The organism is Enterobacter sp. 03-F-07-AD-ECC (genome assembly GCF_047530935.1).
GTDB lineage: Bacteria > Pseudomonadota > Gammaproteobacteria > Enterobacterales > Enterobacteriaceae > Enterobacter > Enterobacter cloacae.
In genome coordinates, this window is the sequence record NZ_JBLKBZ010000004.1 from 217943 (window position 1) to 238807 (window position 20865).

Consider the following 20865-nt stretch of genomic DNA (forward strand, 5'->3'; position numbering starts at 1 on the left):
CCGCATCGCACGCGCTCGTCTCCAGTCCGGCTCGGGCCGCTCACGCCGGCATCTGCCGGTGCCACCGCCTGGTGACGCCTGCATGCGAGACCCGTTCAAGATCGAGCAACCGACCTGCATCAGCTTCAGCGGCGGCCGCACCAGCGCGTACATGCTCTGGCGCGTGCTGCAAGCCAACGGCGGCCTGCCCGCAGATGCCGTCGTCTGCTTCGCCAACACCGGAAAAGAAGTGGAAGCCACCTTGCGCTTCGTGCGCGACTGCGCCGAGCACTGGCAAGTGCCGATCCACTGGCTGGAGTACCGGCCCATCGAACCGGGCTTCGTGGTGGTGGACTTCGATACCGCCAGCCGCGCGGGCGAGCCCTTCGAGATGCTGGTCCGCAAGCGGCAGTACCTGCCCAACCCGGTGGCGAGAGGGTGCCACTAATGCGGACAGCCGCCGGTGCCGATTGCCGCTCGCGCGGGCGCGCGCCTGGCGCCACGCTGCCGCCATGTTCCGCTGACGCCCGTCAGCAGCATGCCCAGGCAGTCTCGATCTTCAAGACTGCGACGCGGTTCCGACCGCGTTGATCAACCAGTTCGCTCCGGCATCCCAGCGCGAACAGCCATCGGTTCTCCCGATGGTGATGCCACCCAAGCTGTTCCTTCAACCCACGCGGGGGTTCCACACCTTCCCCGCCTTGGGTCGGGTGTGTCTCCGCCTCATTGTTCTCAGGAGATTCACCATGACCACTTCCACCGACAAGTCCTACTTCGACCTGCACATCACCGGACTCGGGTATCTCAATCGCATCCGCGAAGTGAAGCCCAAGAAAGGCGATGCGTTCCTGGCCTGCGACATCGCGGCGCTCAACGGCCCCAGCGATGACGTGGCCTACGTGCGTTTCGACACGCGCGTCTCGGGCTCCGAAGCGCAGCACCTCGTGCGCCGCTGCATCCAAGCGGTCGATGCCGAGAAGAAAGTGATGATCGGCTTCCGTCTGGGCGACCTGTGGGCCGACACCTTCACCTACTCCAAGGGCAAGCGTGCCGGCGAGCAGGGGGTGAGCTTCAAGGCCCGCCTGCTGTTCGTCAGTTGGATCAAGGTCGACGGCAAGCTCGTCTACAAGGCCGAGCCCAAGCCGACCGATGCCGACCAGCGCGACGAACGCGACGTGCGTAACACGGATGTCCCCGCGACGTTCGCTGAGCCGCAAGCCGCTGCGTTCGAGCCCGCCAGGCCCGCCGCCGAAGCTGCCGACGAAGCCACTGCCGATGCGCCTGCATTGGAAGTTGCCGAGTCGTTCTGATCCGCAAGGCCCCGACTCTGAATTGAGTCCGGGGCTTTGTCTTCTCCCACTCGCGTGCGCATGCGACCGTCGCCATGACGGCCGTGTGCGTGATCGCAGCTTCGTCCGCAGGAGTTCTTCATGATCACCATTCCCGGCCAATTGGCCATCAAGACCATCCACGGCCGTAACGGCGACTTCAACGTCGGGCGCCTTGCGACCTCCATCGGCGAGTTCGTCGTGAAGAACGCCGAACTCGACCAGTACGCCGAAGGCAAGTACGAGGGCGATTTCGCCATCGCGGAGATTCGCCCGTCCACGTACACCGCCAACGGCCGCATGGTCATTGAGATCCGCGCCCTCCTGGGTGGGATGACTTTGTCCAACATCGACGCCCTGAGCCGTGACGACGCCCGCCGGCTGAGTCCGCAGGAAGTCGATCCGATCGACGAGGAAGCGCAGACCGCCACGCCGACGCCGACGACCGCCCCCAAGGCGGCCGGCCGGAAGAAGGCGCGCAGCTCGCGCGACCCGCTGGTCGATACCACGCCGTTCGGCAGCGAGCCGGCTGCTGCGTCTGCCGAGGCTACGGCCCATGCGGACGACGACGGCGACGCGGCGCTGTTCGGCACACTCTGGCCGCTGGGCGATGTCGTCAAGCTCGATGCCACCGTGGATCGGCGCGTGCTGCGTCAGCAGCGCGACCGCCTCGGCGACCTGGGCTACGAGTTCGCTCCGCTGTCCCAGGACTGGCACCTCACCAGGGTCTGATCCCATCGCCATTTCACGCCGCATGCCTGCGGCTTTCCACCACCCGCCGGGGCTCCTTCCCCGGCGGGAGGACTCCGGCCCTTTCTCACAGGAGTCATTCCATGGGCTGGACATTCGTTCGATTGACGCGCGATCAGTTGATCCGCGAGCTGACCGCAACCGAGGAAACCGAGCGGTCGCGCAGTGAGGTCATCGACCACACGCTGGTCGGCAACGTGCTGTGGACGGTGGCGCGCGTCACCGCCAAGCAGGCCGGCGTCCTGGGTCTCGCACCCGGCGAGTCGGCCACCTTGATCGGCTGCCATCTGCTGGAAAGCGAGGGCCGCGAATGGGGCTACAAGTTCCTGGTCGAGGCCGAGCACCCGTACTACTACTCGTGCCCGCTGCGCTATCTCGACATGGCGCCGCAGCGCTGCGCCACCTGGCGCGCAAGGGTGCATGCCTTCCACCAGCAGCCGACGCGCAAAGCGGCCGGCGATGCAGCCACCGACTGAGGCGAACATGGACACCCTCATGTCGTCCTTGCCGCCCGAGCTGCTTCGCTTCGTCGAAGACCAGTTGGCCAACAACGAGGTTTCCGACGACGACGAACTGCGCGAGCACTTCATCGCCAACGGCCTGAGCGAAGAACAGGCGTGGCAGGCACTGACCTACCGCGCGCTGTACCTGCGACACGTCTTTCTCGACGGCTTCACGCCGATCCTCAAAGGCCAGGAAGCGCTTTGCTTCAACCCGCACAGCCGCGGCTGGGAGCCGGTTCCGAACCCATAGGCCGGCCTTCACGCGGCGCACTTCTTCATCCCTTTCATCAGGCCCTGTTCAGCAGGGCTTTTCTTCGTCCTACGCAATCGCACGCATCCGGCCTCGGCCGCTGGATGCCGATTGCTCCATTCCGCAAGGAGATCATCATGCAACTCGCATCTCGCTTCGCCCCTCGTTCCCCGGTGCTGCGCGCCGACCATCCGTTGTCGGACGATCAGATTCGCACCGTGGCCCCATCCATCTTCGCGGACACCCCGCACGAAAGCCGCTCCGAACGGTACAGTTACATCCCCACGGCGGCTGTGCTGACCGAACTGCGCAGAGAAGGTTTCCAGCCGTTCATGGTGTGCCAGACCCGCGTGCGACACGAGGATCGCCGCGACTACACCAAGCACATGCTGCGCCTTCGCCACGCCAGCCAGATCAACGGCGCCGAGGCGAACGAGATCATCCTGCTCAACTCGCACGACGGCACCAGCAGCTACCAGATGCTCGCGGGCATGTTCAGATTCGTCTGCCACAACGGCCTGGTGTGCGGCGACACCTTCGCCGACGTGCGCGTGCCCCACAAGGGCAACGTCACCGATCACGTGATCGAAGGCGCCTACGAGGTGCTGCACGGCTTCGAGCGCGTGCAGGACTCGCGCGACGCCATGCGCGTCATCACCCTCGACGACGGCGAGGCCGAAGTCTTCGCCAGGTCGGCGCTGACCTTGAAGTACGACGAGTCGGGCAAGGCCTTGCCCATCACGGAGACGCAGATCCTGCGGCCTCGTCGTTTCGACGACAACCGTGCCGATCTTTGGTCGGTCTTCAACCGGGTTCAGGAGAACCTGGTCAAGGGCGGCCTGACTGGCCGTGCCGCCAACGGGCGCCAGCAGCGCACGCGACCCGTTCAGGGCATCGACCAGAACGTCCGGCTCAACCGGGCGCTTTGGCTGCTCGCGGATGGCCTGCGTCAGCTCAAAGCCTGACCCACAAGCGGATCGTGCCTCGCGGCATGGTCCGCTTTTTCTTTGGCGGCGCTGTGCTGCCAGCGCACCACGTTCAGTTTGGTTCGGTGTAACCCTAATGCGGCAATTCGCTGCCGCCGCGAAAATTGCGGTTCGACTGCATACCTCCCTGGCTTTTCCTCCCTGAGCCAAGCAGTCATCTTTGCCGCCTCGGTGTTCCCGGGGCGGTTTTCTTTTATGGCCGTCCTTCCAGGCCGCGGGCGATGCGCCAGCGCAAACAGGGTTGGACGCTGGGTCGGTTTTCCGCTCCCGCTGTAGGCGCACCTTGGCGCAGGCTATGTCCCATGTCCGTCGGCGTTGCCGACAACATGCCCAGGTAGTCCAGACCTTCAAGGCTACGGTGCGTTGCGACGCACGGTCTGATTCTTCACCACGACGCTCACCGCGTCTTCTTCCATCCCCCTGGGGCAGTGACTGCCCTCGCGGTTGGTGCTGTCTCCGCTCACTTCGAGGACATCACCATGCCTGCACCTTCTTCCCCCAAGACGCTCTATCGCATCGACGAATGCCCCGACCTGATGGCCGATGGCGTCGTCGGTGACGAGAACGGCAACCTGGTCTTCATCTCCCTCTGGGCGCGCGACACCGCCGTCCAGGAATTCCTGGCCCGCCTCACCCTGGGCCGGGACGAACAGGGACTGGATCAGTTCCACGTCATCACCGAGCAGGGCGCCAGCATCCCGGTCTTCGTCGGCAACGTCGAGAACCTGGAGAAACGCAGCGCACGCGCCTACCGGCGCACGCTGTTCGGCTCGCTGACCAACATCTGGCTGTTCGATCGGCGCTGCGTCAAACCCGACAAGGCCAACGCCAGCGCACTGGCGCTCCTGCCTCGCGATTCCACGCACCGGCTCGACCGGCTGTGGACGCTGGTGCGGGACACGTGCCCGCTGCCGCTTCTCGATCCCTGGCGCGACAGCGTACTGGAACTGCTGCAGGCGAAGTCGATGCTGACGCGCCTGCCGTTCGCCCTCGGGCCTCTGGAAGGCCATCGGCTCGCCATCGACGTGCCGACGCTGACCGAGGTGCTGGGCGGCCTGATCCGCAGCGGCGCGCTCGTCGGCGGCGCACCCGCCAGCCGCACCCCCTCGGCGCAACCGCTCGAAGCGGTGGCTTGAGGTTCCTTCACCGGACATGCACGCGCGCATGTCCGCATCCCTTCATCTTCAATGCCAGGAGATTCCCATGGCCCTCATGTTCCCGCGGCTCGCCCGCAACTTCGTCAAGAACGGGTACTTCCCCACGGATGAACCCACGCTCGAAAGAGCACTCACCGCACTGGCGCCCGCCGAGGCCTCGGCCGGGCCGCTGTGCATCCTCGATCCCTGCGCCGGCGAAGGCGTGGCGATCGCCGAAGCCGCGCACGCCCTCGGGCGCGAGCAGGTCCAGGCCTTCGCCGTCGAGTACGAGGCCGAGCGCGCACGCCATGCCCGGCAACTGGTCGATCGCTGCATCCACGGCGACCTGATGGACACACTGATCAGCCGGCAGAGCTTCGGCCTGCTGTGGCTCAACCCGCCGTATGGCGACCTGTCCAAGGACACCAACGGCAACGTCGGCTACCAGGGCCAGGGCCGCGCTCGGCTGGAAAAGCTGTTCTATCAGAAGGCGCTGCCGCTGTTGCAGTACGGCGGCGTGCTGATCTACATCGTCCCGCACTACGTGCTCGACGCCGAGCTGGTCGGATGGCTGACCCGGCACTTCGCCGAGTTGCGCATCTACCGCGCGGTGGACACGCAGTTCAAGCAGGTCGTGATCTTCGGTCGCAAGGTTCGCCAGCGCGACCAGGCATCGGAGTCTGTCAAGGCCACGCGCGCGCTGCTGCTGCAGATAGGTCTTGGCGACGCCGAAGCGGAAGAGCTGCCAGTCGAATGGCCGTTCCTGCCCTACACGGTGCCTGCCACGGCCGAGCCGGAGCACTTCTACCGCGTGACGATGGAGCCCGAGCAGTTCGCCGAGGAAGTCGGCCGACTGCAAGGGCTCTGGCCGACGCTCGACACGCACCTGGGCGCCGCGCAGCAGTCGCTGCGGTCCCCGGCGCGAGGTTTATCGCATTGGCATCTCGCCTTGGCACTCGCCGCAGGTGCGATCTCCGGAGTGGTGAAGTCCAAGACGGGCCGCGTGCTCGTCGTCAAAGGCGACACCCACAAGGAGAAGACCTTGCACACGGAGTACACCGAGCGCGACGACGGTTCCGTGGCCGAGACGCGCATCCTGACCGACAAGTTCGTGCCGGTCATCCGTGCCTGGGACATGACACCAGGCTCGCCGACCTGCGGCGAGGTGTTGACCATCCGCTGATCGCTGTTCCCTGACGGTCGCCGTCGATCTGTTCTTCCACTGCGGCTTCGCGCCGTTCTTCTCTTCCCACCCCGGGGCATGCCATCGCCCCGCAGGGGGAGGTGCATGCCCCATCTTCTTTGGAGCATCACCATGTCCCTCGATACCGAAGTCGTTCCCGCCGCTGATGGCACGCCCGTCCAGAGCGACGTGCTCGAAGCGACTGCTTCTCCCCTGGCGATGAGCCTTCAGGATTTCGTTGCCGAATTCGGCGACGAGCTGCTGGACTCGCTCAACCGCGCCAACCCTCCCGTCTACACCGGCCAGGCCCGGCCGCATCGCCAGCTCGTGCTGGCCAGTCTCAAGCGCAAGCTGTTCGGCGCGCAGGCCGAGGTGGTGCATGCCGTTACCGAGCTGCTGGCCGACCGCGGCGAACGCGCCGCGATCGTCAATGGCGAGATGGGCTGCGGCAAGACCACGGTCGGCATCGCCACGGCGGCCGTGCTGCACGCCGAAGGCTATCGCCGCACGCTGATCCTCTCGCCGCCTCACCTGGTCTACAAATGGCGCCGGGAAATCCAGGAGACGGTGGCCGGCGCCAAGGTCTGGGTGCTCAATGGCCCGGACACGCTGGTCAAGCTCATCAAACTGCGCGAGCAATTGGGCGTGCCGGTACGCGGCCAGGAGTTCTACGTTCTCGGTCGCGTGCGGATGCGCATGGGTTTCCACTGGAAGCCCGTCTTCAACGTGCGGCGCACGCGGCACGGCGAAGTGGGCGCATGCCCGGACTGCGGCCAGGTCATCACCAATCTCGACGGCGAGCCGATCAACCCGGTCGAACTCGAAGCCGAGGACTACCGCCGCCGGTGCAGCCATTGCGCCGCACCGCTGTGGACGCTGATGCGACCGCGGAGCCTGTCCGCCAGCGACCAGTCCACGGCCGTCTTCAAAGCCTTGCAGCGCATCCCGACCATCGGAGAGGTCACGGCGCATAAGCTGATGAAGAAGTTCGGCGACGGCTTCCTGGCCTCAATGCTGGGCGACAACATCCACGAGTTCATCAACCTCATGGATGCCAACGGTGAGCTGGTGTTCTCGGATCGTCAGGCGCACCGCATGGAGCGGGCGATGGCGAACATGGAGTTCGGCTTCGGCGAGGGCGGGTATCAGCCCAGCGAATTCATCAAAAGGTACTTGCCGCAAGGCACGTTCGACCTGCTCATCGCCGACGAGGCGCATGAGTACAAGAACGGCGGTAGCGCCCAAGGCCAGGCCATGGGCGTGCTCGCAGCGAAGGCGCGCAAGGCCTTGCTGCTCACTGGCACGCTGATGGGCGGCTACGGCGACGACCTGTTCCACCTGCTGTTCCGAGCCCTGCCTGGGCGAATGATCGAAGACGGCTACCGCCCGACCAAGAGCGGCAGCATGACCTCGGCCGCGATGGCGTTCATGAGGGATCACGGCATCCTCAAGGACATCTATTCCGAGAGCACGGGCACGGCGCACAAGACGGCCAAGGGCAGCAAGGTCTCGGTGCGCACGGTCAAGGCGCCGGGCTTCGGCCCGAAGGGCGTGCTGCGTTGCGTCCTGCCGTTCACGGTATTCCTCAAGTTGAAGGACATCGGCGGCAACGTGCTGCCGTCCTACGACGAGGAGTTCCGCGAGGTGGCGATGGACACGGCGCAAGCCGCGGCTTATCGCGATCTGTCGTTTCGTCTGACCTCGGCGCTGAAACAGGCGCTGGCCAAGCGCGACACGACGCTGCTCGGTGTGGTCCTCAACGTGCTGCTGGCCTGGCCGGATTGCTGCTTCCGGTCGGAGACGGTGGTGCACCCGCGCACACGCCAGACCTTGGCCTTCGTTCCGGCTCAGTTCAACGAGCTGGAGGTGATGCCCAAGGAGCGCGAGCTGATCGAGATCTGCAAGCAGGAGAAGGCTGCGGGTCGCAAGACGCTGGTCTATTCGGTCTACACCGGCACGCGCGACACCACGTCGCGCTTGAAGGTGCTGCTGGAGCAGGAAGGCTTCAAGGTGGCGGTGCTGCGCGCAAGCGTGGATGCCTCCCGCCGCGAGGACTGGATCGCCGAGCAGTTGGACCGCGGCATCGACGTGCTGATCACGAACCCCGAGCTGGTGAAAACCGGCCTGGACCTGTTGGAGTTTCCGACGATCGTGTTCATGCAGTCGGGCTACAACGTCTACAGCCTGCAGCAGGCGGCCCGGCGCTCATGGCGCATCGGCCAGAAGCTGCCGGTTCGCGTGATCTACCTCGGCTACGCGGCTTCCTCGCAGATGACCTGCCTGGGGCTGATGGCGCGAAAGATCATGGTCTCGCAGAGCACGTCGGGAGACGTGCCCGAGTCGGGATTGGACGTGCTGAACCAGGACGGTGATTCCGTCGAGGTGGCACTGGCCCGGCAACTCGTCGCGGCCTGATCCACCCACCCACGCCGGCTGCCCTTCGGGGCGCCGGCTTCTTTTTTCCGTGCATCGATGGCGCGCGATGAAGTCGGGCGCCTGCCAGTTCCCTTTGTTTGCTGCCCGAACGCTTCGCGGCGGCGATGGTGAGGGCTCCGTGTTCCAGGGAATTGCCCCATGCAACCACTCACCTGCGTCGCTCACCGCTTGGCTGTGCCTGCCTTGCTGGCCGGCTGCGTGCTCATCACCGGCTGCGCCGCCACGGGCACGACGAGCCCTCCCACTGTCCATGACTCGCTCCCCGAGCCTGCGGTGTTGGTCAGAACCATCGCCCCGGAGCCCGAGCCGGGCCTGATCCCGGTGGCCCGCTACGGGCGCTACACGCTGGTCGAGATGGTGCCGGAACCGGCACAGCGCGACCTGCTGCGACAGGTGATCGAGATTTCGATTCCGCCGATCTTGGACGCGAGCGTCGGCGATGCCCTTCGGCACGTGCTGCTGCGCACCGGCTACCGGCTCTGCGACGCGACGGAGGCGACCGCGCTGTACGCGTTGCCGCTGCCGGCGGCGCACCTGCGGCTCGGGCCGCTGCCGCTGCGCGATGCCTTGCTGGCACTCGCCGGCCCGGCCTGGGAGTTGTCCGTCGATGACGCTTCGCGCGCGGTGTGCTTCACGCGCGTGACGACTGCGCGTGCGCCGAGCGCAAGCCCGATTCCCGCGGCTCCGGCACCGAGCGCGCCGGCCGCCGAACCCGCCGATTCCCACGTGCCCCAGGAGGCCCAGCCATGACCATCCCGCAGCTTCCCGACGAGAACGCCGGCCGCGCGCGCTGGTTGAAGATCACAGCGGCCGCATGGCTGCTGCTCGTGAGCATCCTGGCCGTGGTCAACAGCGTGGGCCTGTCGCGCCTGAGCGAGCAAAGCCAGGCCAGCGCCCAGGATGCCCACGTGCAGGCGCTCAACACGCGCGTCGCCGAACTCGAACAGCAGGCGGCGGCCTCGAAGAACCAGCCCAAGCCCGTCACCCAACCCGACTTCGAGGCCGCCCGCAAGTTGCTGGACGAACGCCTGGCACAGGTGGAGCACACCCAGGGCGCAGACGCCCATGCCGGCGACTTGCAGGCGCTGCAGGCGCGCATGGGCGACCTCGAAGCTCGCATGAAGCGAACCGCCGCGCCTGCCGCGGCACCCCGGCGCACCGCCGAGCCGGCCAAGCCCAAGGTGCCCGAACCGCCGTTCAACGTCGTGGGCGTGGAGCTGCGCGGCGGCGAGCGCTTCCTGTCGGTGGCGGCACCCAAGGCGTCGTCGGTGCTGGACGTGTGGCTGCTGCGCGAAGGCGATGCCGTGGGCGCGTGGCATCTGCTGGCGATCGAGGCGCGCGCCGCCGTGTTCCGCGTGGATGGACAGACCCAGCGCCTCGCGCTGCCGTAGGAGCCGGCCATGAAGCACGCCGCGATCTGCTTCGCCGCCATCCTCGCCGCTGTCGCAGGAACGGCAGGCACGGCCTCGGCACAGTCGGCGCCGGTCGCGTCCTCGCGCACGGTGCCCGCCCAGATTCAGAACAGCAGCGACGCCGCGCTGGACGAACGGCTGGCGCGCGATTGGGGCCTGCGCTCCGATGAGTGGGCGCGCTACCGCCAACTGATGCAGGGGCCGCTGGGCATCTATTCCCCGAACCTCGATCCGCTCACGGCGCTGGGCATCGAGGCGCGCAGCGACGAGGAACGCAACCGCTATGCGGAGCTGCAGGTGCAGGCGGAATCGAAGCGCGTGGGCAAGACGCTGGCCTACCAGCGGGCCTACGACGCGGCGTGGAAGCGGCTCTATCCGGGACAGCAGCGCGTGAACATGCCGGGTGCGAAGGCGCCGGGCGCCGGCAACCGGGGCTCGGGCCGGCTGGCGGTTTTCGTGAAGGCCGAGTGCCCGTCGTGCGAGCAGCGCGTGCGCCAGCTGCAGGTGGCCGGCACCGCCTTCGACCTCTACATGGTCGGCAGCCGCCAGGAGGACGCCCGCATCCGCCAGTGGGCGACGCAGGCCGGCATCGACGCCGGCCGCGTGCGCTCCCGCACCATCACGCTCAACCATGACGCCGGGCGCTGGCTGTCGCTCGGCCTGCCCGGCGATCTGCCCGCCGTGGTGCGCGAGGTCAACGGCCAATGGCAGCGGCAGTAACCCGCCGTGCAGGCTGCGCGGCCTTGGTCCTCGGCCTCAGCGCCCATGCCGCCATCGTCTTCGGCCAGGAGGTGCCACCACCCGCCTACCAGCTCGCCGCCCAGCAGGCGGGCGTGCCGTCGCCGGTGCTGTATGCGGTGGCGCTGCAGGAGAGCGGCGCCCGGCTGCGCGGCCGGCTGATCCCGTGGCCGTGGACGCTCAACGTCGCCGGCCGCGCCGAACGCTATGCCACGCGGGCCGAGGCCTGCGCCGGCATCCGCCGGGCGCTCGCCCGCACGCCGGTCAACCGCATCGACGCCGGCCTCGGCCAGGTCAACCTCGGCTACCACGCGCACCGCTACGCGCATCCCTGCGAGCTGCTCGACCCATACCGCAACCTCGCCATCGCCGCGGAAATCCTGCAGGAGCAGCACACGCCGGGCGAGGACTGGCTGGTCGCCATCGGCCGCTACCACCGCCCCGCGGGCGGGGCGCCCGCCGCCCGTTACCGCCGCAGCGTCCACCAGCACCTGACCCGCGTGCTCGGGCCGGGAGCCTCACTTCCCTCTGCCCGGAGTCCCATGCCATGAACCGCATCCTCGTCGCCGCGACTGCGGCGCTGCTGGCCACCACCGCAGACGCGCAGGACCGCGGCCCCGTTACCAAGAACAGTTCCCCGCCGCTGATCGTGGTCGAGGACAAAGGCGGCACCTCGGCGCTGCCGTACTACCGGGCCTTGAATCCGCAGGATGCGCAGCCCGGTCAGCCAGCCACGCCGCAAACCAAGCCGCGCATTGGCGGCCCGGCCGAAGCCGAGGCGGCCATGCTGCCGGTGCGCTCGATGCGGCTGACACCCGGCGACGAGCCGCGCCGCGTGATCCGCGCGCCGGGCCTGACGCCGCTGTTCCTGATCGGCGACGACGACCGCTCACGAGCCTGGCTCCAACGACGGGGCAAGGACTTGCAGGCGCTACGCGCCGTGGGCTTGGTGGTCAACGTGGCGACGCCCGAAGCCCTGGCCGCGTTGCGTCGCCTCGCACCGGGCTTGATGCTGTCGCCGGCCTCGGGCGACGAGCTGGCGCAGCGCTTGGGGCTCAAGCACTACCCGGTGCTGATCACCGCCACCGGCATCGAGCCCTGACGTGACGTGAAGCACCCGCCATGCCCCAGTCCCAAGCCGTCGAAGTCTTGCTGCGGCCAGCGGTGGAGCTATACACCGTCGCGGTCTGTGCGGGCGCCGCGTTTCTGTGCCTGGTGGCCCCGTGGTCGCTCGCGCTGAGTCCCTTGCTGGGCCTGGGCAGCGCGCTCGCTTTCCTCACCTTCGGCGCGCTGCGCTTTCGCGACGCCTGGGCCATCCTGCGCTACCGGCGCAACATCCGGCGCCTGCCGCGCTACGTGATGACCAGCCGCGACGTGCCGGTCAGCCAGCAGCGGCTGTTCGTCGGCCGGGGCTTCCACTGGGACCAGCGTCACACGCACCGACTGATGCAGACGTATCGGTCGGAGTTCCGTCGCTACGTGGAGCCGACGGCAATCTATCGGATGGCACGGCGCATGGAAGAGCGCCTGGAGTTCGCGCCGTACCCGTTGTCCAAGATGGCGAAGGCCCTGGCCTGGGACAGCCCGCTGAACCCGGCGCGGCCGCTGCCGCCGGTGGGCGGCCTGCCGCGGCTGCACGGCATCGAGCCGCACGAGGTCGACGTCACCCTGCCGTTGGCCGAGCGCGTCGGCCACAGCTTGGTGTTAGGCACCACGCGCGTCGGCAAGACCCGCCTGGCCGAGCTGTTCATCACGCAGGACATCCGGCGCAAGGTCAATGGACAGCACGAGGTCGTGATCGTCTTCGATCCCAAGGGCGATGCGGATCTGTTGAAGCGCATGTACGTGGAGGCCAAGCGCGCCGGACGCGAAGGCGAGTTCTACGTTTTCCACCTGGGCTGGCCGGACATCAGCGCCCGCTACAACGCGGTGGGCCGCTTCGGACGCATCTCGGAAGTTGCCACGCGCATCGCCGGCCAGCTTTCCGGTGAAGGCAACAGCGCGGCGTTCCGCGAGTTCGCCTGGCGCTTCGTCAACATCATCGCGCGGGCGTTGGTCGAGCTGGGGCAGCGGCCCGACTACCTGCTGATCCAGCGCCATGTCATCAACATCGATGCGCTGTTCATCGAGTACGCCCAGCACTACTTCGCCCGGAACGAGCCCAAGGCCTGGGAGGTCATCGTCCAGCTCGAAGCCAAGCTGAACGACAAGAACATCCCGCGCAACATGATCGGCCGCGAGAAGCGCGTCGTCGCGCTGGAGCAGTACCTGTCGCAGGTGCGCATCTACGACCCTGTGCTCGACGGCCTGCGCAGCGCGGTGCGCTACGACAGGACGTACTTCGACAAGATCGTCGCATCGCTCCTACCGCTGCTGGAGAAGCTGACCACCGGCAAGATCGCGCAGTTGCTGGCGCCGAACTATTCGGACCTCGCCGACCCACGCCCGATCTTCGACTGGATGCAGATCATCAGGAAGCGGGCCGTGGTCTATGTCGGCCTCGATGCACTGTCGGACGCGGAAGTCGCGGCGGCGGTCGGCAATTCGATGTTCTCCGACCTCGTATCCGTCGCGGGTCACATCTACAAGTTCGGCATCGACGACGGCCTGCCGGGTGCCGCGACGGGCATCAAGGTGCCCATCAACGTCCATGCCGACGAGTTCAACGAACTCATGGGCGACGAGTTCATACCCATGGTCAACAAGGGCGGCGGCGCGGGCGTCCAGGTCACGGCCTACACGCAGACCCTCTCGGACATCGAGGCACGCATCGGCAACCGCGCGAAGGCGGGCCAGGTGGTGGGCAACTTCAACAACCTGTTCATGCTGCGCGTGCGCGAGACCGCCACGGCCGAACTGCTGACGCGGCAACTGCCCAAGGTCGAGGTCTACACGACGACGGTGATGAGCGGCGCCACCGACAGCTCGGACCCGACCGGCAACACCGCCTTCACCTCCAACACGCAGGACCGCATCAGCAGCAACAGCGTGCCGCTGATTGAACCGGCGCACGTGGTCGGGCTGCCCAAGGGCCAGTGCTTTGCACTGATCGAGGGCGGGCACCTCTGGAAGGTGCGCATGCCCTTGCCGGCGCCCGACCCCGACGAGGCCATGCCCAAGGATTTGCAGGAGCTGGCCGGCTACATGCGCCAGCACTACGTCGAGGCCGGCGATTGGTGGGACAACAATGGGCTTCCCGGACTGCAGGACCAAGCACTGCCCGACGACTTGCTCGCCGACTTCAAGCAGATGGCCAGCGCGGATGAAGGGGCCACGGCATGAGCGACCCCGCCGTCGCCGTCCAGCGCCAGCAGGTTCGCCAGCAGGGCCTGATCGCAGGCCTCATCACGCTGCCGTTCCGGCTGTTCGGGGTGTTGGCCGGTTCGCTGGTGCTGTGCATCGCGATCGAGTGCATCGGCATGCACTTCTTCTGGCCCGAGCAGGGCTGGCGCCATGCGCAGGGCATGCTGAACTACGAGCTGTCGCAGGTCTCGGAGCATTTCACGCAAAGCGTGCTGGTGCAGGAGCCGGGGCGCAGCGCCCTCCAGCTCGTCGAGTGGGCCTACCAAGGACTGTTCGTGAAAACGGGCCTGCTGGACTGGATACGCGACGCGGCGGCGCAATCGCGTGCCGGCGCGCGCAGCCAGGCGCAGGACTTCCGCTACTACATCGGTCAGCTCTACGTGCATGTCGAGAGCTACCTGATCGCCTCGGCGTACACAGTGCTGGTGTTCCTCGTGCGGCTGCTGGTGCTGGTCCTGACCTTGCCGCTGTTCCTGATGGCGGCCTTCACCGGCCTGGTGGACGGGCTCGTGCGCCGCGACGTGCGCGGCTTCGGCGCCGGCCGCGAATCGGGCTTCGTCTACCACCGGGCGAGAGCCAGCCTGATGCCGCTGGCGGTGCTGCCCTGGGTCACTTACCTCGCGCTGCCGGTCAGCGTGCATCCGCTGCTGATCCTGCTGCCCAGCGCGGCGCTGCTCGGCGTCGCGGTGTGCATCGCGTCGGCGACGTTCAAGAAGTATCTGTGAAAGCGGTTCAAGATAATCTCCGTCTCACTCTTCATGGCGACTCATCGACACCAAACATCTTTTGACCTTTGACACTGCATCCACCCTACATCTTCGAGGCCATGTGGCCACTCAGACACACGAACGCAAATGGCCTCAGCGGCGCCTGCTGCGTCCCGGCCACGGTAGCTGCCCAGTGAGTTCAGCCAAGCCACCGTCGTCCTCGACGCGTACACCGAAGCGGTTCACTTCGACCTCAGGTAAATCGTCGCTGTCGAACCAGAGCAGCGAGGTCGTGGTGTCAGTACGTGCGTAGTGCCTGGAGAGTTCCCAGAGATCGAGGCCCTTTTCCCAGTTGTCGAACCAGATGTCTTGTGCAACCTCATCTGTGTCGGCAGCACTGCTGCCTGAAGAACGGAGACGGTGAGCCACAGAGCCGACAGGAATGGCAGACCTGGGAGATATCCAAGCCCCAGCCTGTCGCAAACTGGTGGAGCGTGCCGCGTAGCGCACTGCACCGCGCTCCATGGTGACGAAGGCGCAAGGGATGTCGCTGAGGGAGGCGAACCGCGACGCAGCGGCGGGAAATGATGTGCTGAAAAGCGCCGCCATGCCCTGGATCAGCTCCAGCGAAGGTTCTTCCTTGGGCACAAGCGATAGCCATTGCTGATACGGCATCAGCAACTCGGCGGCGAAAGTGTCGCATGCGATTTCGTTCGGATGCCGCTTCGCATAGGACCAGGACGGCACCTCTTCGTGGCTCGATTCCAGCGCAAGGACGATATGCGCAATTTCGTGGCAGATGGTGAAGCGTTGGCGTTCTTCTGTCTCCAGCGAATTCACCGTGATCACGTGCTTGCCATTCGGCTTGGTGATCGTGTAGCCGGACTCCCCCTCACTAAGCTCCTCTTTCTTGACTTTGGCGTTGGCCGCGACCACATAGGGCGTCAGGTCTTCTCGGATGCCGGACACATCAACCTTCGCAACAAAGGCCCGTGCTTTCTGTGTGACATCCGCTTCATCCATATTCAGTCATCCTCGTCCTCGAATGCTCGCTGTATCCGGGCGATCAGTGTCGCGGGATCGGGCCTTGTATTTCCACGATGCCTCACGCCTGCTGCAGCCGAAAAGATGTCGATGCTGATGGAAGGATCGTTCAGCACGAATTCAACAAGGCGGGGATCGGCCTCCGCATGGTCGACAAGCCACATCACCAGCGCAGCATCTCTTTCACCTGGTTTGAGAACCTTCAGCAGCTTCTCGACTAAGTCCACTGACGGATTTGTCTTTTCGCCGGACTCCAGCCGGTGGACATAGGCATGGTCCACCGAAGACAGTTGACCGATTTCGCGCAATGAGAGGGTTCTGCGCTCGCGTAGCGTCTTGAGGGCGACGCCCAGGCCTGTTTGTGACATCCGTTCCGTTCCTTGTGGCTGCGGCGGACAACGGTGTGTGTCCGGTCCGAAGCAGTTGCGTTCTGCGGCACCAATCCCACCATTTGCAGCTTGGCACCAAGTCTGATACATTGTTGTCCAGCCAGACAACAGAAGTGAGTTCTACGACTGCAGCAAGTTGATTTGGCTTGACTCGCCCGTTGTCTGCAAGAGCAACGAATTTTGCTTCAACCGGTGGTCATTGGCAACCCGGCCGGCTGGCCGGGGTCTCGATGGTTCAACTTTAGGAAATTCGCCATGACAGGCAAAAATCAGCATGTAGTTCCTCACCAGGACGGTTGGGCCGTCAAGGGTGCCGGCAATCAACGGGCAACCTCCGTGCACGATACGCAGCAGCAGGCCATTGACGCGGCGCGGGACATCGCACGCAACCAGCAGTCCGAACTGGTCATCCACCGTCCGGACGGTCGCATCCGTGACAAGGACAGCCACGGTAACGACTCCTTCCCGCCGAAGGGCTGAGTGCCATGATGGGCGTGCCCACCTACCATGTGCTCGCCCTGTCTGGGGGCGGCTATCGCGGCTTGTACACAGCGACGGTTCTTGCCGAGCTTGAAGCCGTGCTAGGCCGCCCCATCGCTTCTCACTTCGACCTGATCTGCGGCACCTCTGCAGGCGGGATGCTGGCCTTGGGGCTGGCCGCGGAAATCCCCGCCATTGAACTCAAAGCCTTGTTCGAACGACAGGGCTCCCGCATCTTTGGTTGCCGAAGTCTCGCTCGGCGCCTTCTGGGCTTCTGGTTGACCGCCAAGCACGACTCCGCAGGGTTGCGGGGCGTGCTGACCGAGCGCTTTCAAGACGCCACGATCGGCAACTTGAAGCACCGCGTTCTCGTGCCAGCCGTCAACTACTCGACGGGGCGCGGCCAGTTCTTCAAAACGCCTCACCATCCCTCATTTGAGATGGACCACCGCATGAGGATCGTGGATGTGGCGTTGGCGACCGCCGCTGCGCCCGTTTACTTTCCGCTAGCGCGCAACGATCGTGGCGTCTTTGCGGATGGAGGACTGGTCGGCAATGCGCCAGGACTGTTCGGGCTGCACGAAGTCAATACGTTCCTCGCGCCGAAACAGAATGCACTGGTCCGGGTGCTGTCCATCGGCACGATGACGATCGGTGCAACCGTCCGTGGCGGCGCCAGCCTCGACCGCGGATTCGGCAAGTGGCGCGGAGGGCTGTTCGATCTGGTGATCTCTGCCCAGGAGTCGTCGGTGGACTACATGCTGCGCCAGTCGTTGGGTAGCAACTACTTCCAGATCGACGACAAGGCCACGCCCGATCAAAGCAAGGACGTAAAGGCGCTGGACCGGGTTTCCATCGGCGCCACGAATACGCTGAAGGACCGCGGCAATCATGCAGCGCAGCGCGCGCTTGGCGACCCTCTTTTCCAACCGTTTCGAGCGCACCAGGCCGGCGCACCCACCTTCTATCACGGCCCCAACAAGAATGTGCCGGAGGCCGAATGCTGAACCTGAGCCCGCTTTTCTTTACCACCGTCGATGACGAATCCTGCATGCATGACGAGCTGGATCTGTCGCCCGAGCAACGAGCCTGGATCGCCAGCGCCCGAAATGATGTCAGGAACTGCCTTCGCACCGGAATTCCGCGCGTGCTGCGCGAACGCGGGTACACGGACGACGTGCCGCAGCCACGCTTCTTCACGCAAGGATCGTGGGCGTACAAGACCTTGAACGGCCCGGCACAACGGCCCCAGCAGGCGGATGTCGATGATGGTTGCTATCTGCCGTTGAGTTTTGTCTCGCAGACGAAGCGTCCCAGCAGGGCCACAACGGTGTTCTTTGCAGCTGCTGAAGAAGCCTTGAGGCTGTTGGTCGAGGAGAAGCACTGGAAGCTTGTCACCGACAAGCCGACATGCATCCGGATTGTCATTGCGGCCTATGCCCACATCGACATTCCGTTGTACGCCATCCCCGACGAAGAATTCGTCACGCTCGCGAAAGCCTCGATGGAGCGATACGGCTATGACTCGCTGACGGAGGCGGTGAACATGGCAGAGCGGGATGCCTGGACGGCATTGCCCGCTGATAAAGTGCTCCTGGCTCACCGCGAGTGCAACTGGATGCCCTCCGACCCCAGGCCTGTGAAGGAATGGTTTTTGGGCGAGGTGGAGGCCAAGGGCGAACAGTTCCGCCGCGTGATTCGCTACTTGAAGGCGTTTCGCGATTGGCGGTGGTCGAGCGGTGGACCGGCTTCGATTCTGTTGATGGCCGCTGCGGCTCCGCTATTCGAGAAGCGGGATCGGCGCGACGACCTGGCGTTGCTGGATGTCGTCGCGGCATTGCCGGCCCGGCTGCGCGCGGGGGTGAACAACCCCGTTGATGAGTCGGAGTCGCTTACTGCACGCCTTGGTAAAGAGGGCGTCGAAGAGGCTGCGAAAGCGTTCGAAGCATTCGAAAAAGTGCTGCGCGGAGCCACCAACGCCGGCAGCCCTTCACAGGCCTGCGTCTGGATGCAAGGCGAATTCGGTCCGCGTTTTCCGAACGAGCCGGACCGGGTCAAGGTGGTATCCGTTGTCGCCACCATTGCCGCAGCGCCGGCTACGGCTGGTCCGAGCGAATTGGTCGGGCGCACGAAGGCCGGATGAGCAGCGTCGCCGTGGTCTCCGATGTGGTCGAAGCCTTCAGGCTGCAAGGCTTCGAGTTTGTCGGCAAGACGGACGACGGCTGGTTCAAGCTGAGGGGGCCGTTGATCCCGTGCGGCGCGGACGATGGCATTCCATGTGAGGTTCAGCTCGACCCTACCTTCTTCGACCTGCCTCGCATTCGGCTGCTCGAAATTCCGCCTGAACTGCCCAATGCAGTTCCTCATCTTGGCGCGGAGGGCGGCCTTTGCTATCTGGCCAAGGGAACTGTCGTGCTGGACATCTACGATCCTGTAGGGCAGTCCTTGGCGTGCCTGCAACGGGCGGCAGCGGTGCTCGGGCAGATCTTGAAGGGCGAGATGATCGAAGATCTCGCCGAAGAGTTCTTTGCCTACTGGAACGGCTGGCTTTGTTTTGTGGACATGCAAGGCGAAGATCTGGGGCGACAAAACTGTATCGTTGCGCAAGCCAATGGGAATCCACTCTGGTTCATCACCGACAACGAAGATCGAACAACAAGAAAGTTGCATTCACTCGGCTACCAGGTCACTGATAAAACGGTGCTGACATACCGGGTCAAGACCACCGCGCAACCCCGCCCACTAACCAGCCACTGGCCCCCCGAAACGGTGGGGGACGTCTTGGCTTGGCAAAGCACCCTGGACCCACGGTGTCGGCGCAAGATTCACGAACGAATCAAGGAAGGGCAAAGCAAAAAAGCAAATGGCGTCCTGATCATCATCGAATCGCCACTGATGACCTACGGCTTTGCCGTGCTCTTTGACCACCAAGTGAGTCAAAAGACCAAGCTTGCTGATCGCAGGGATTCGAGTTTTGGGCTGAAGGTAATGCCCGTCTCAGTGATCAGGATCGATGACCGGTATCTGGCCCAGCGCAACATCCCCAAGTCGAAAACGTTGGCGGGGAAACGAATCGCACTTGTGGGTTGCGGCACGATCGGCGGATACCTCTCGGACATGCTGGTCAAGGCCGGGGCAGGATCATGCGGAGGGAAACTCACGCTGGTGGATTTTGATGGCCTCCTTCCACAGAACATCGGACGGCATCGGCTCGGCTTCCCGGACCTGTTGTCGAACAAGGCTGAGGCGATGGCGAAGGAACTCAAGCGCTTGTCGCCAGGCGTCGAGGTTCATGCGCTCCCCGTGGACGTGAGACAGGCCCAACTGGGAAAGCTGGACCTACTCATCGATGCCACCGGCGAAGAATCCCTCGGGCATTGGCTGTGCGGCCGCTACAGGGCTCCCACGCCCATGCTTTCTGTTTGGATCGAAGGGCCGGGAACGGCTGTGCGTGCGCTCCTGAGAACGAACGCATCGGGTGCGTGCTACCGATGCCTATGGCAGAGCCACAGAAGAGGCGAACTTCGCTCGACCATTGATGCTCTGCCTAACATCTTGGCAGGCCACGGGTGCGAGGGCTTGTATGTGCCATTTCCGGCTTCGGTGTCGGTGCAGGCAGCCAGCTTGGGTGCTGAGATGGCCCTTGATTGGGTCAAGGGCGTCCACTCTCCTGCATTGCGGACCCGGCTGATCGACCAGACCCATCATCTGGCCACGCCTGACTGCGATCCTCTGCGAGATCATGATTGCCCTCTATGCAATTCCTAGGGTCCTGGGCAACTGGCGACAAGAGCAGGTTGCTGCATTTTTCGACCCAGACGCTGGAGACATTCAGTCAGCATATCCAGGCTAGTGATGCCGACTGCGAAGCGGGCGGACTCTTGCTTGGTTCTGTACATGGAGCCCATTTGCTCATTGAGCAGGCGACGGTTCCTACCGCGTGGGACAAGCGGTTTCGCTATCTGTTCGAGCGGATGCCGTTTGGTCATGAGGCTATTGCGTTGTCGCGATGGACGGCGAGTCAGGGAACTGTCCGCTATTTAGGCGAATGGCATACCCACCCGGAAGACCATCCCCAGCCTTCTAGCCTTGACAGATCTGAATGGACTTTGTTGGCAGCGCAGCGTCGGGACAAGCGGCCAGTGCTCGCTGTCATCATCGGGCGTAGATCTCTGTATGCAGAGTTGGTGCCGAGATCAGGCGAAGGGTCGATATTCTTCCCCGTGGAGTAGAGCACTAGC

Annotated in this window: 23 protein-coding genes; 21 read left to right on the forward strand and 2 right to left on the reverse strand. The window is 65.0% G+C overall.

Translation table 11 applies throughout. The features are described 5' to 3' along the window. The first annotated feature begins 82 nt into the window (after positions 1–82). The 16 genes from ACMWKA_RS08330 (at position 83) to ACMWKA_RS08405 (ending at position 14729) form a co-directional block, all read left to right on the forward strand. Entirely contained in the window at positions 83–427 is a 345-nt protein-coding gene (locus tag ACMWKA_RS08330) for a hypothetical protein (protein WP_003454883.1), read from the forward strand. Between the two features lie 298 nt (positions 428–725). Next, entirely contained in the window at positions 726–1289 is a 564-nt protein-coding gene (locus tag ACMWKA_RS08335) for an STY4534 family ICE replication protein (RefSeq protein ID WP_003454879.1), read from the forward strand. A 120-nt stretch (positions 1290–1409) separates the two neighbouring features. Further along, entirely contained in the window at positions 1410–2039 is a 630-nt protein-coding gene (locus tag ACMWKA_RS08340) for a DUF3275 family protein (protein WP_003454876.1), read from the forward strand. A 101-nt stretch (positions 2040–2140) separates the two neighbouring features. Beyond that, positions 2141–2533 (forward strand): hypothetical protein, encoded by a 393-nt coding sequence (locus tag ACMWKA_RS08345; protein WP_003454873.1) that lies wholly within the window; start codon positions 2141–2143, stop codon positions 2531–2533. A 7-nt stretch (positions 2534–2540) separates the two neighbouring features. After that, positions 2541–2810: a hypothetical protein gene (locus ACMWKA_RS08350; RefSeq protein WP_003454871.1), complete on the forward strand. Its 270-nt coding sequence runs from the start codon at positions 2541–2543 to the stop codon at positions 2808–2810. 137 nt (positions 2811–2947) lie between these two features. Then, positions 2948–3775: a DUF932 domain-containing protein gene (locus tag ACMWKA_RS08355; protein ID WP_004265548.1), complete on the forward strand. Its 828-nt coding sequence runs from the start codon at positions 2948–2950 to the stop codon at positions 3773–3775. 500 nt (positions 3776–4275) lie between these two features. Beyond that, on the forward strand, positions 4276–4932 hold the full coding sequence (locus ACMWKA_RS08360; RefSeq protein WP_004265557.1) for a hypothetical protein: 657 nt from the start codon (positions 4276–4278) through the stop codon (positions 4930–4932). A gap of 67 nt (positions 4933–4999) precedes the next feature. Then, positions 5000–6115 (forward strand): DUF6094 domain-containing protein, encoded by a 1116-nt coding sequence (locus ACMWKA_RS08365; RefSeq protein WP_004265560.1) that lies wholly within the window; start codon positions 5000–5002, stop codon positions 6113–6115. A gap of 132 nt (positions 6116–6247) precedes the next feature. After that, on the forward strand, positions 6248–8530 hold the full coding sequence (locus ACMWKA_RS08370; protein ID WP_016451645.1) for a helicase-related protein: 2283 nt from the start codon (positions 6248–6250) through the stop codon (positions 8528–8530). Positions 8531–8689: 159 nt separating this feature from the next. Continuing rightward, positions 8690–9301 (forward strand): PilL N-terminal domain-containing protein, encoded by a 612-nt coding sequence (locus ACMWKA_RS08375; RefSeq protein WP_016451646.1) that lies wholly within the window; start codon positions 8690–8692, stop codon positions 9299–9301. After that, the gene (locus ACMWKA_RS08380) at positions 9298–9942 is read left to right on the forward strand and encodes a hypothetical protein (protein ID WP_004265569.1); all 645 of its coding nucleotides are present in this window, start codon (positions 9298–9300) and stop codon (positions 9940–9942) included. Before ACMWKA_RS08375 ends, ACMWKA_RS08380 begins: the two co-directional genes overlap by 4 nt. A gap of 9 nt (positions 9943–9951) precedes the next feature. Then, positions 9952–10683, forward strand: a complete 732-nt coding sequence (locus ACMWKA_RS08385; RefSeq protein ID WP_004265574.1) for a TIGR03759 family integrating conjugative element protein — start codon at positions 9952–9954, stop codon at positions 10681–10683. Next, positions 10668–11252: a transglycosylase SLT domain-containing protein gene (locus ACMWKA_RS08390; protein WP_016451647.1), complete on the forward strand. Its 585-nt coding sequence runs from the start codon at positions 10668–10670 to the stop codon at positions 11250–11252. Before ACMWKA_RS08385 ends, ACMWKA_RS08390 begins: the two co-directional genes overlap by 16 nt. Next, positions 11249–11803: an integrating conjugative element protein gene (locus ACMWKA_RS08395; RefSeq protein ID WP_004265578.1), complete on the forward strand. Its 555-nt coding sequence runs from the start codon at positions 11249–11251 to the stop codon at positions 11801–11803. Before ACMWKA_RS08390 ends, ACMWKA_RS08395 begins: the two co-directional genes overlap by 4 nt. A 20-nt stretch (positions 11804–11823) precedes the next feature. Continuing rightward, on the forward strand, positions 11824–13983 hold the full coding sequence (gene traD, locus ACMWKA_RS08400) for a type IV conjugative transfer system coupling protein TraD (RefSeq protein WP_004265579.1): 2160 nt from the start codon (positions 11824–11826) through the stop codon (positions 13981–13983). Beyond that, positions 13980–14729: a TIGR03747 family integrating conjugative element membrane protein gene (locus ACMWKA_RS08405; protein WP_004265580.1), complete on the forward strand. Its 750-nt coding sequence runs from the start codon at positions 13980–13982 to the stop codon at positions 14727–14729. The genes traD and ACMWKA_RS08405 overlap by 4 nt, the downstream gene beginning before the upstream one ends. Positions 14730–14864: 135 nt before the next feature. Here ACMWKA_RS08405 and ACMWKA_RS08410 read toward each other — a convergent pair whose 3' ends face one another. Both ACMWKA_RS08410 and ACMWKA_RS08415 read right to left on the reverse strand, forming a co-directional pair. Next, positions 14865–15734, reverse strand: coding sequence for an ImmA/IrrE family metallo-endopeptidase (locus ACMWKA_RS08410; RefSeq protein WP_003454806.1), 870 nt, complete (start codon positions 15732–15734; stop codon positions 14865–14867). Positions 15735–15736: 2 nt separating this feature from the next. Then, a complete protein-coding gene (locus tag ACMWKA_RS08415; RefSeq protein ID WP_003454804.1) occupies positions 15737–16123 on the reverse strand; it encodes a helix-turn-helix domain-containing protein in 387 nt (128 codons plus the stop codon). 276 nt (positions 16124–16399) lie between these two features. On the opposite strand from ACMWKA_RS08415, the gene ACMWKA_RS08420 reads away from it, so the two are divergent. From ACMWKA_RS08420 to ACMWKA_RS08440, 5 genes are read left to right on the forward strand one after another with little or no spacing between them, the layout of a single operon-like run. Beyond that, on the forward strand, positions 16400–16624 hold the full coding sequence (locus ACMWKA_RS08420) for a DUF2188 domain-containing protein (protein WP_003454802.1): 225 nt from the start codon (positions 16400–16402) through the stop codon (positions 16622–16624). A gap of 5 nt (positions 16625–16629) precedes the next feature. Continuing rightward, on the forward strand, positions 16630–17631 hold the full coding sequence (locus tag ACMWKA_RS08425; RefSeq protein ID WP_003454800.1) for a CBASS cGAMP-activated phospholipase: 1002 nt from the start codon (positions 16630–16632) through the stop codon (positions 17629–17631). Next, a complete protein-coding gene (locus ACMWKA_RS08430) occupies positions 17625–18767 on the forward strand; it encodes a CBASS cGAMP synthase (RefSeq protein ID WP_003454798.1) in 1143 nt (380 codons plus the stop codon). The genes ACMWKA_RS08425 and ACMWKA_RS08430 overlap by 7 nt, the downstream gene beginning before the upstream one ends. Beyond that, positions 18764–20392, forward strand: a complete 1629-nt coding sequence (locus tag ACMWKA_RS08435; protein ID WP_003454796.1) for a ThiF family adenylyltransferase — start codon at positions 18764–18766, stop codon at positions 20390–20392. The genes ACMWKA_RS08430 and ACMWKA_RS08435 overlap by 4 nt, the downstream gene beginning before the upstream one ends. Further along, positions 20380–20856: a Mov34/MPN/PAD-1 family protein gene (locus tag ACMWKA_RS08440; protein ID WP_003454794.1), complete on the forward strand. Its 477-nt coding sequence runs from the start codon at positions 20380–20382 to the stop codon at positions 20854–20856. The genes ACMWKA_RS08435 and ACMWKA_RS08440 overlap by 13 nt, the downstream gene beginning before the upstream one ends. The last annotated feature ends 9 nt before the right edge of the window (positions 20857–20865 follow it).

Bases quoted from the DNA above. Each gene is read 5' to 3' on its own strand.
- ACMWKA_RS08330 (WP_003454883.1), top strand. From the start codon at position 83: ATGCGAGACCCGTTCAAGATCGAGCAACCGACCTGCATCAGCTTCAGC.
- ACMWKA_RS08335 (WP_003454879.1), top strand. From the start codon at position 726: ATGACCACTTCCACCGACAAGTCCTACTTCGACCTGCACATCACCGGA.
- ACMWKA_RS08340 (WP_003454876.1), top strand. From the start codon at position 1,410: ATGATCACCATTCCCGGCCAATTGGCCATCAAGACCATCCACGGCCGT.
- ACMWKA_RS08345 (WP_003454873.1), top strand. From the start codon at position 2,141: ATGGGCTGGACATTCGTTCGATTGACGCGCGATCAGTTGATCCGCGAG.
- ACMWKA_RS08350 (WP_003454871.1), top strand. From the start codon at position 2,541: ATGGACACCCTCATGTCGTCCTTGCCGCCCGAGCTGCTTCGCTTCGTC.
- ACMWKA_RS08355 (WP_004265548.1), top strand. From the start codon at position 2,948: ATGCAACTCGCATCTCGCTTCGCCCCTCGTTCCCCGGTGCTGCGCGCC.
- ACMWKA_RS08360 (WP_004265557.1), top strand. From the start codon at position 4,276: ATGCCTGCACCTTCTTCCCCCAAGACGCTCTATCGCATCGACGAATGC.
- ACMWKA_RS08365 (WP_004265560.1), top strand. From the start codon at position 5,000: ATGGCCCTCATGTTCCCGCGGCTCGCCCGCAACTTCGTCAAGAACGGG.
- ACMWKA_RS08370 (WP_016451645.1), top strand. From the start codon at position 6,248: ATGTCCCTCGATACCGAAGTCGTTCCCGCCGCTGATGGCACGCCCGTC.
- ACMWKA_RS08375 (WP_016451646.1), top strand. From the start codon at position 8,690: ATGCAACCACTCACCTGCGTCGCTCACCGCTTGGCTGTGCCTGCCTTG.
- ACMWKA_RS08380 (WP_004265569.1), top strand. From the start codon at position 9,298: ATGACCATCCCGCAGCTTCCCGACGAGAACGCCGGCCGCGCGCGCTGG.
- ACMWKA_RS08385 (WP_004265574.1), top strand. From the start codon at position 9,952: ATGAAGCACGCCGCGATCTGCTTCGCCGCCATCCTCGCCGCTGTCGCA.
- ACMWKA_RS08390 (WP_016451647.1), top strand. From the start codon at position 10,668: ATGGCAGCGGCAGTAACCCGCCGTGCAGGCTGCGCGGCCTTGGTCCTC.
- ACMWKA_RS08395 (WP_004265578.1), top strand. From the start codon at position 11,249: ATGAACCGCATCCTCGTCGCCGCGACTGCGGCGCTGCTGGCCACCACC.
- traD (WP_004265579.1), top strand. From the start codon at position 11,824: ATGCCCCAGTCCCAAGCCGTCGAAGTCTTGCTGCGGCCAGCGGTGGAG.
- ACMWKA_RS08405 (WP_004265580.1), top strand. From the start codon at position 13,980: ATGAGCGACCCCGCCGTCGCCGTCCAGCGCCAGCAGGTTCGCCAGCAG.
- ACMWKA_RS08410 (WP_003454806.1), bottom strand. From the start codon at position 15,734: ATGGATGAAGCGGATGTCACACAGAAAGCACGGGCCTTTGTTGCGAAG.
- ACMWKA_RS08415 (WP_003454804.1), bottom strand. From the start codon at position 16,123: ATGTCACAAACAGGCCTGGGCGTCGCCCTCAAGACGCTACGCGAGCGC.
- ACMWKA_RS08420 (WP_003454802.1), top strand. From the start codon at position 16,400: ATGACAGGCAAAAATCAGCATGTAGTTCCTCACCAGGACGGTTGGGCC.
- ACMWKA_RS08425 (WP_003454800.1), top strand. From the start codon at position 16,630: ATGATGGGCGTGCCCACCTACCATGTGCTCGCCCTGTCTGGGGGCGGC.
- ACMWKA_RS08430 (WP_003454798.1), top strand. From the start codon at position 17,625: ATGCTGAACCTGAGCCCGCTTTTCTTTACCACCGTCGATGACGAATCC.
- ACMWKA_RS08435 (WP_003454796.1), top strand. From the start codon at position 18,764: ATGAGCAGCGTCGCCGTGGTCTCCGATGTGGTCGAAGCCTTCAGGCTG.
- ACMWKA_RS08440 (WP_003454794.1), top strand. From the start codon at position 20,380: ATGCAATTCCTAGGGTCCTGGGCAACTGGCGACAAGAGCAGGTTGCTG.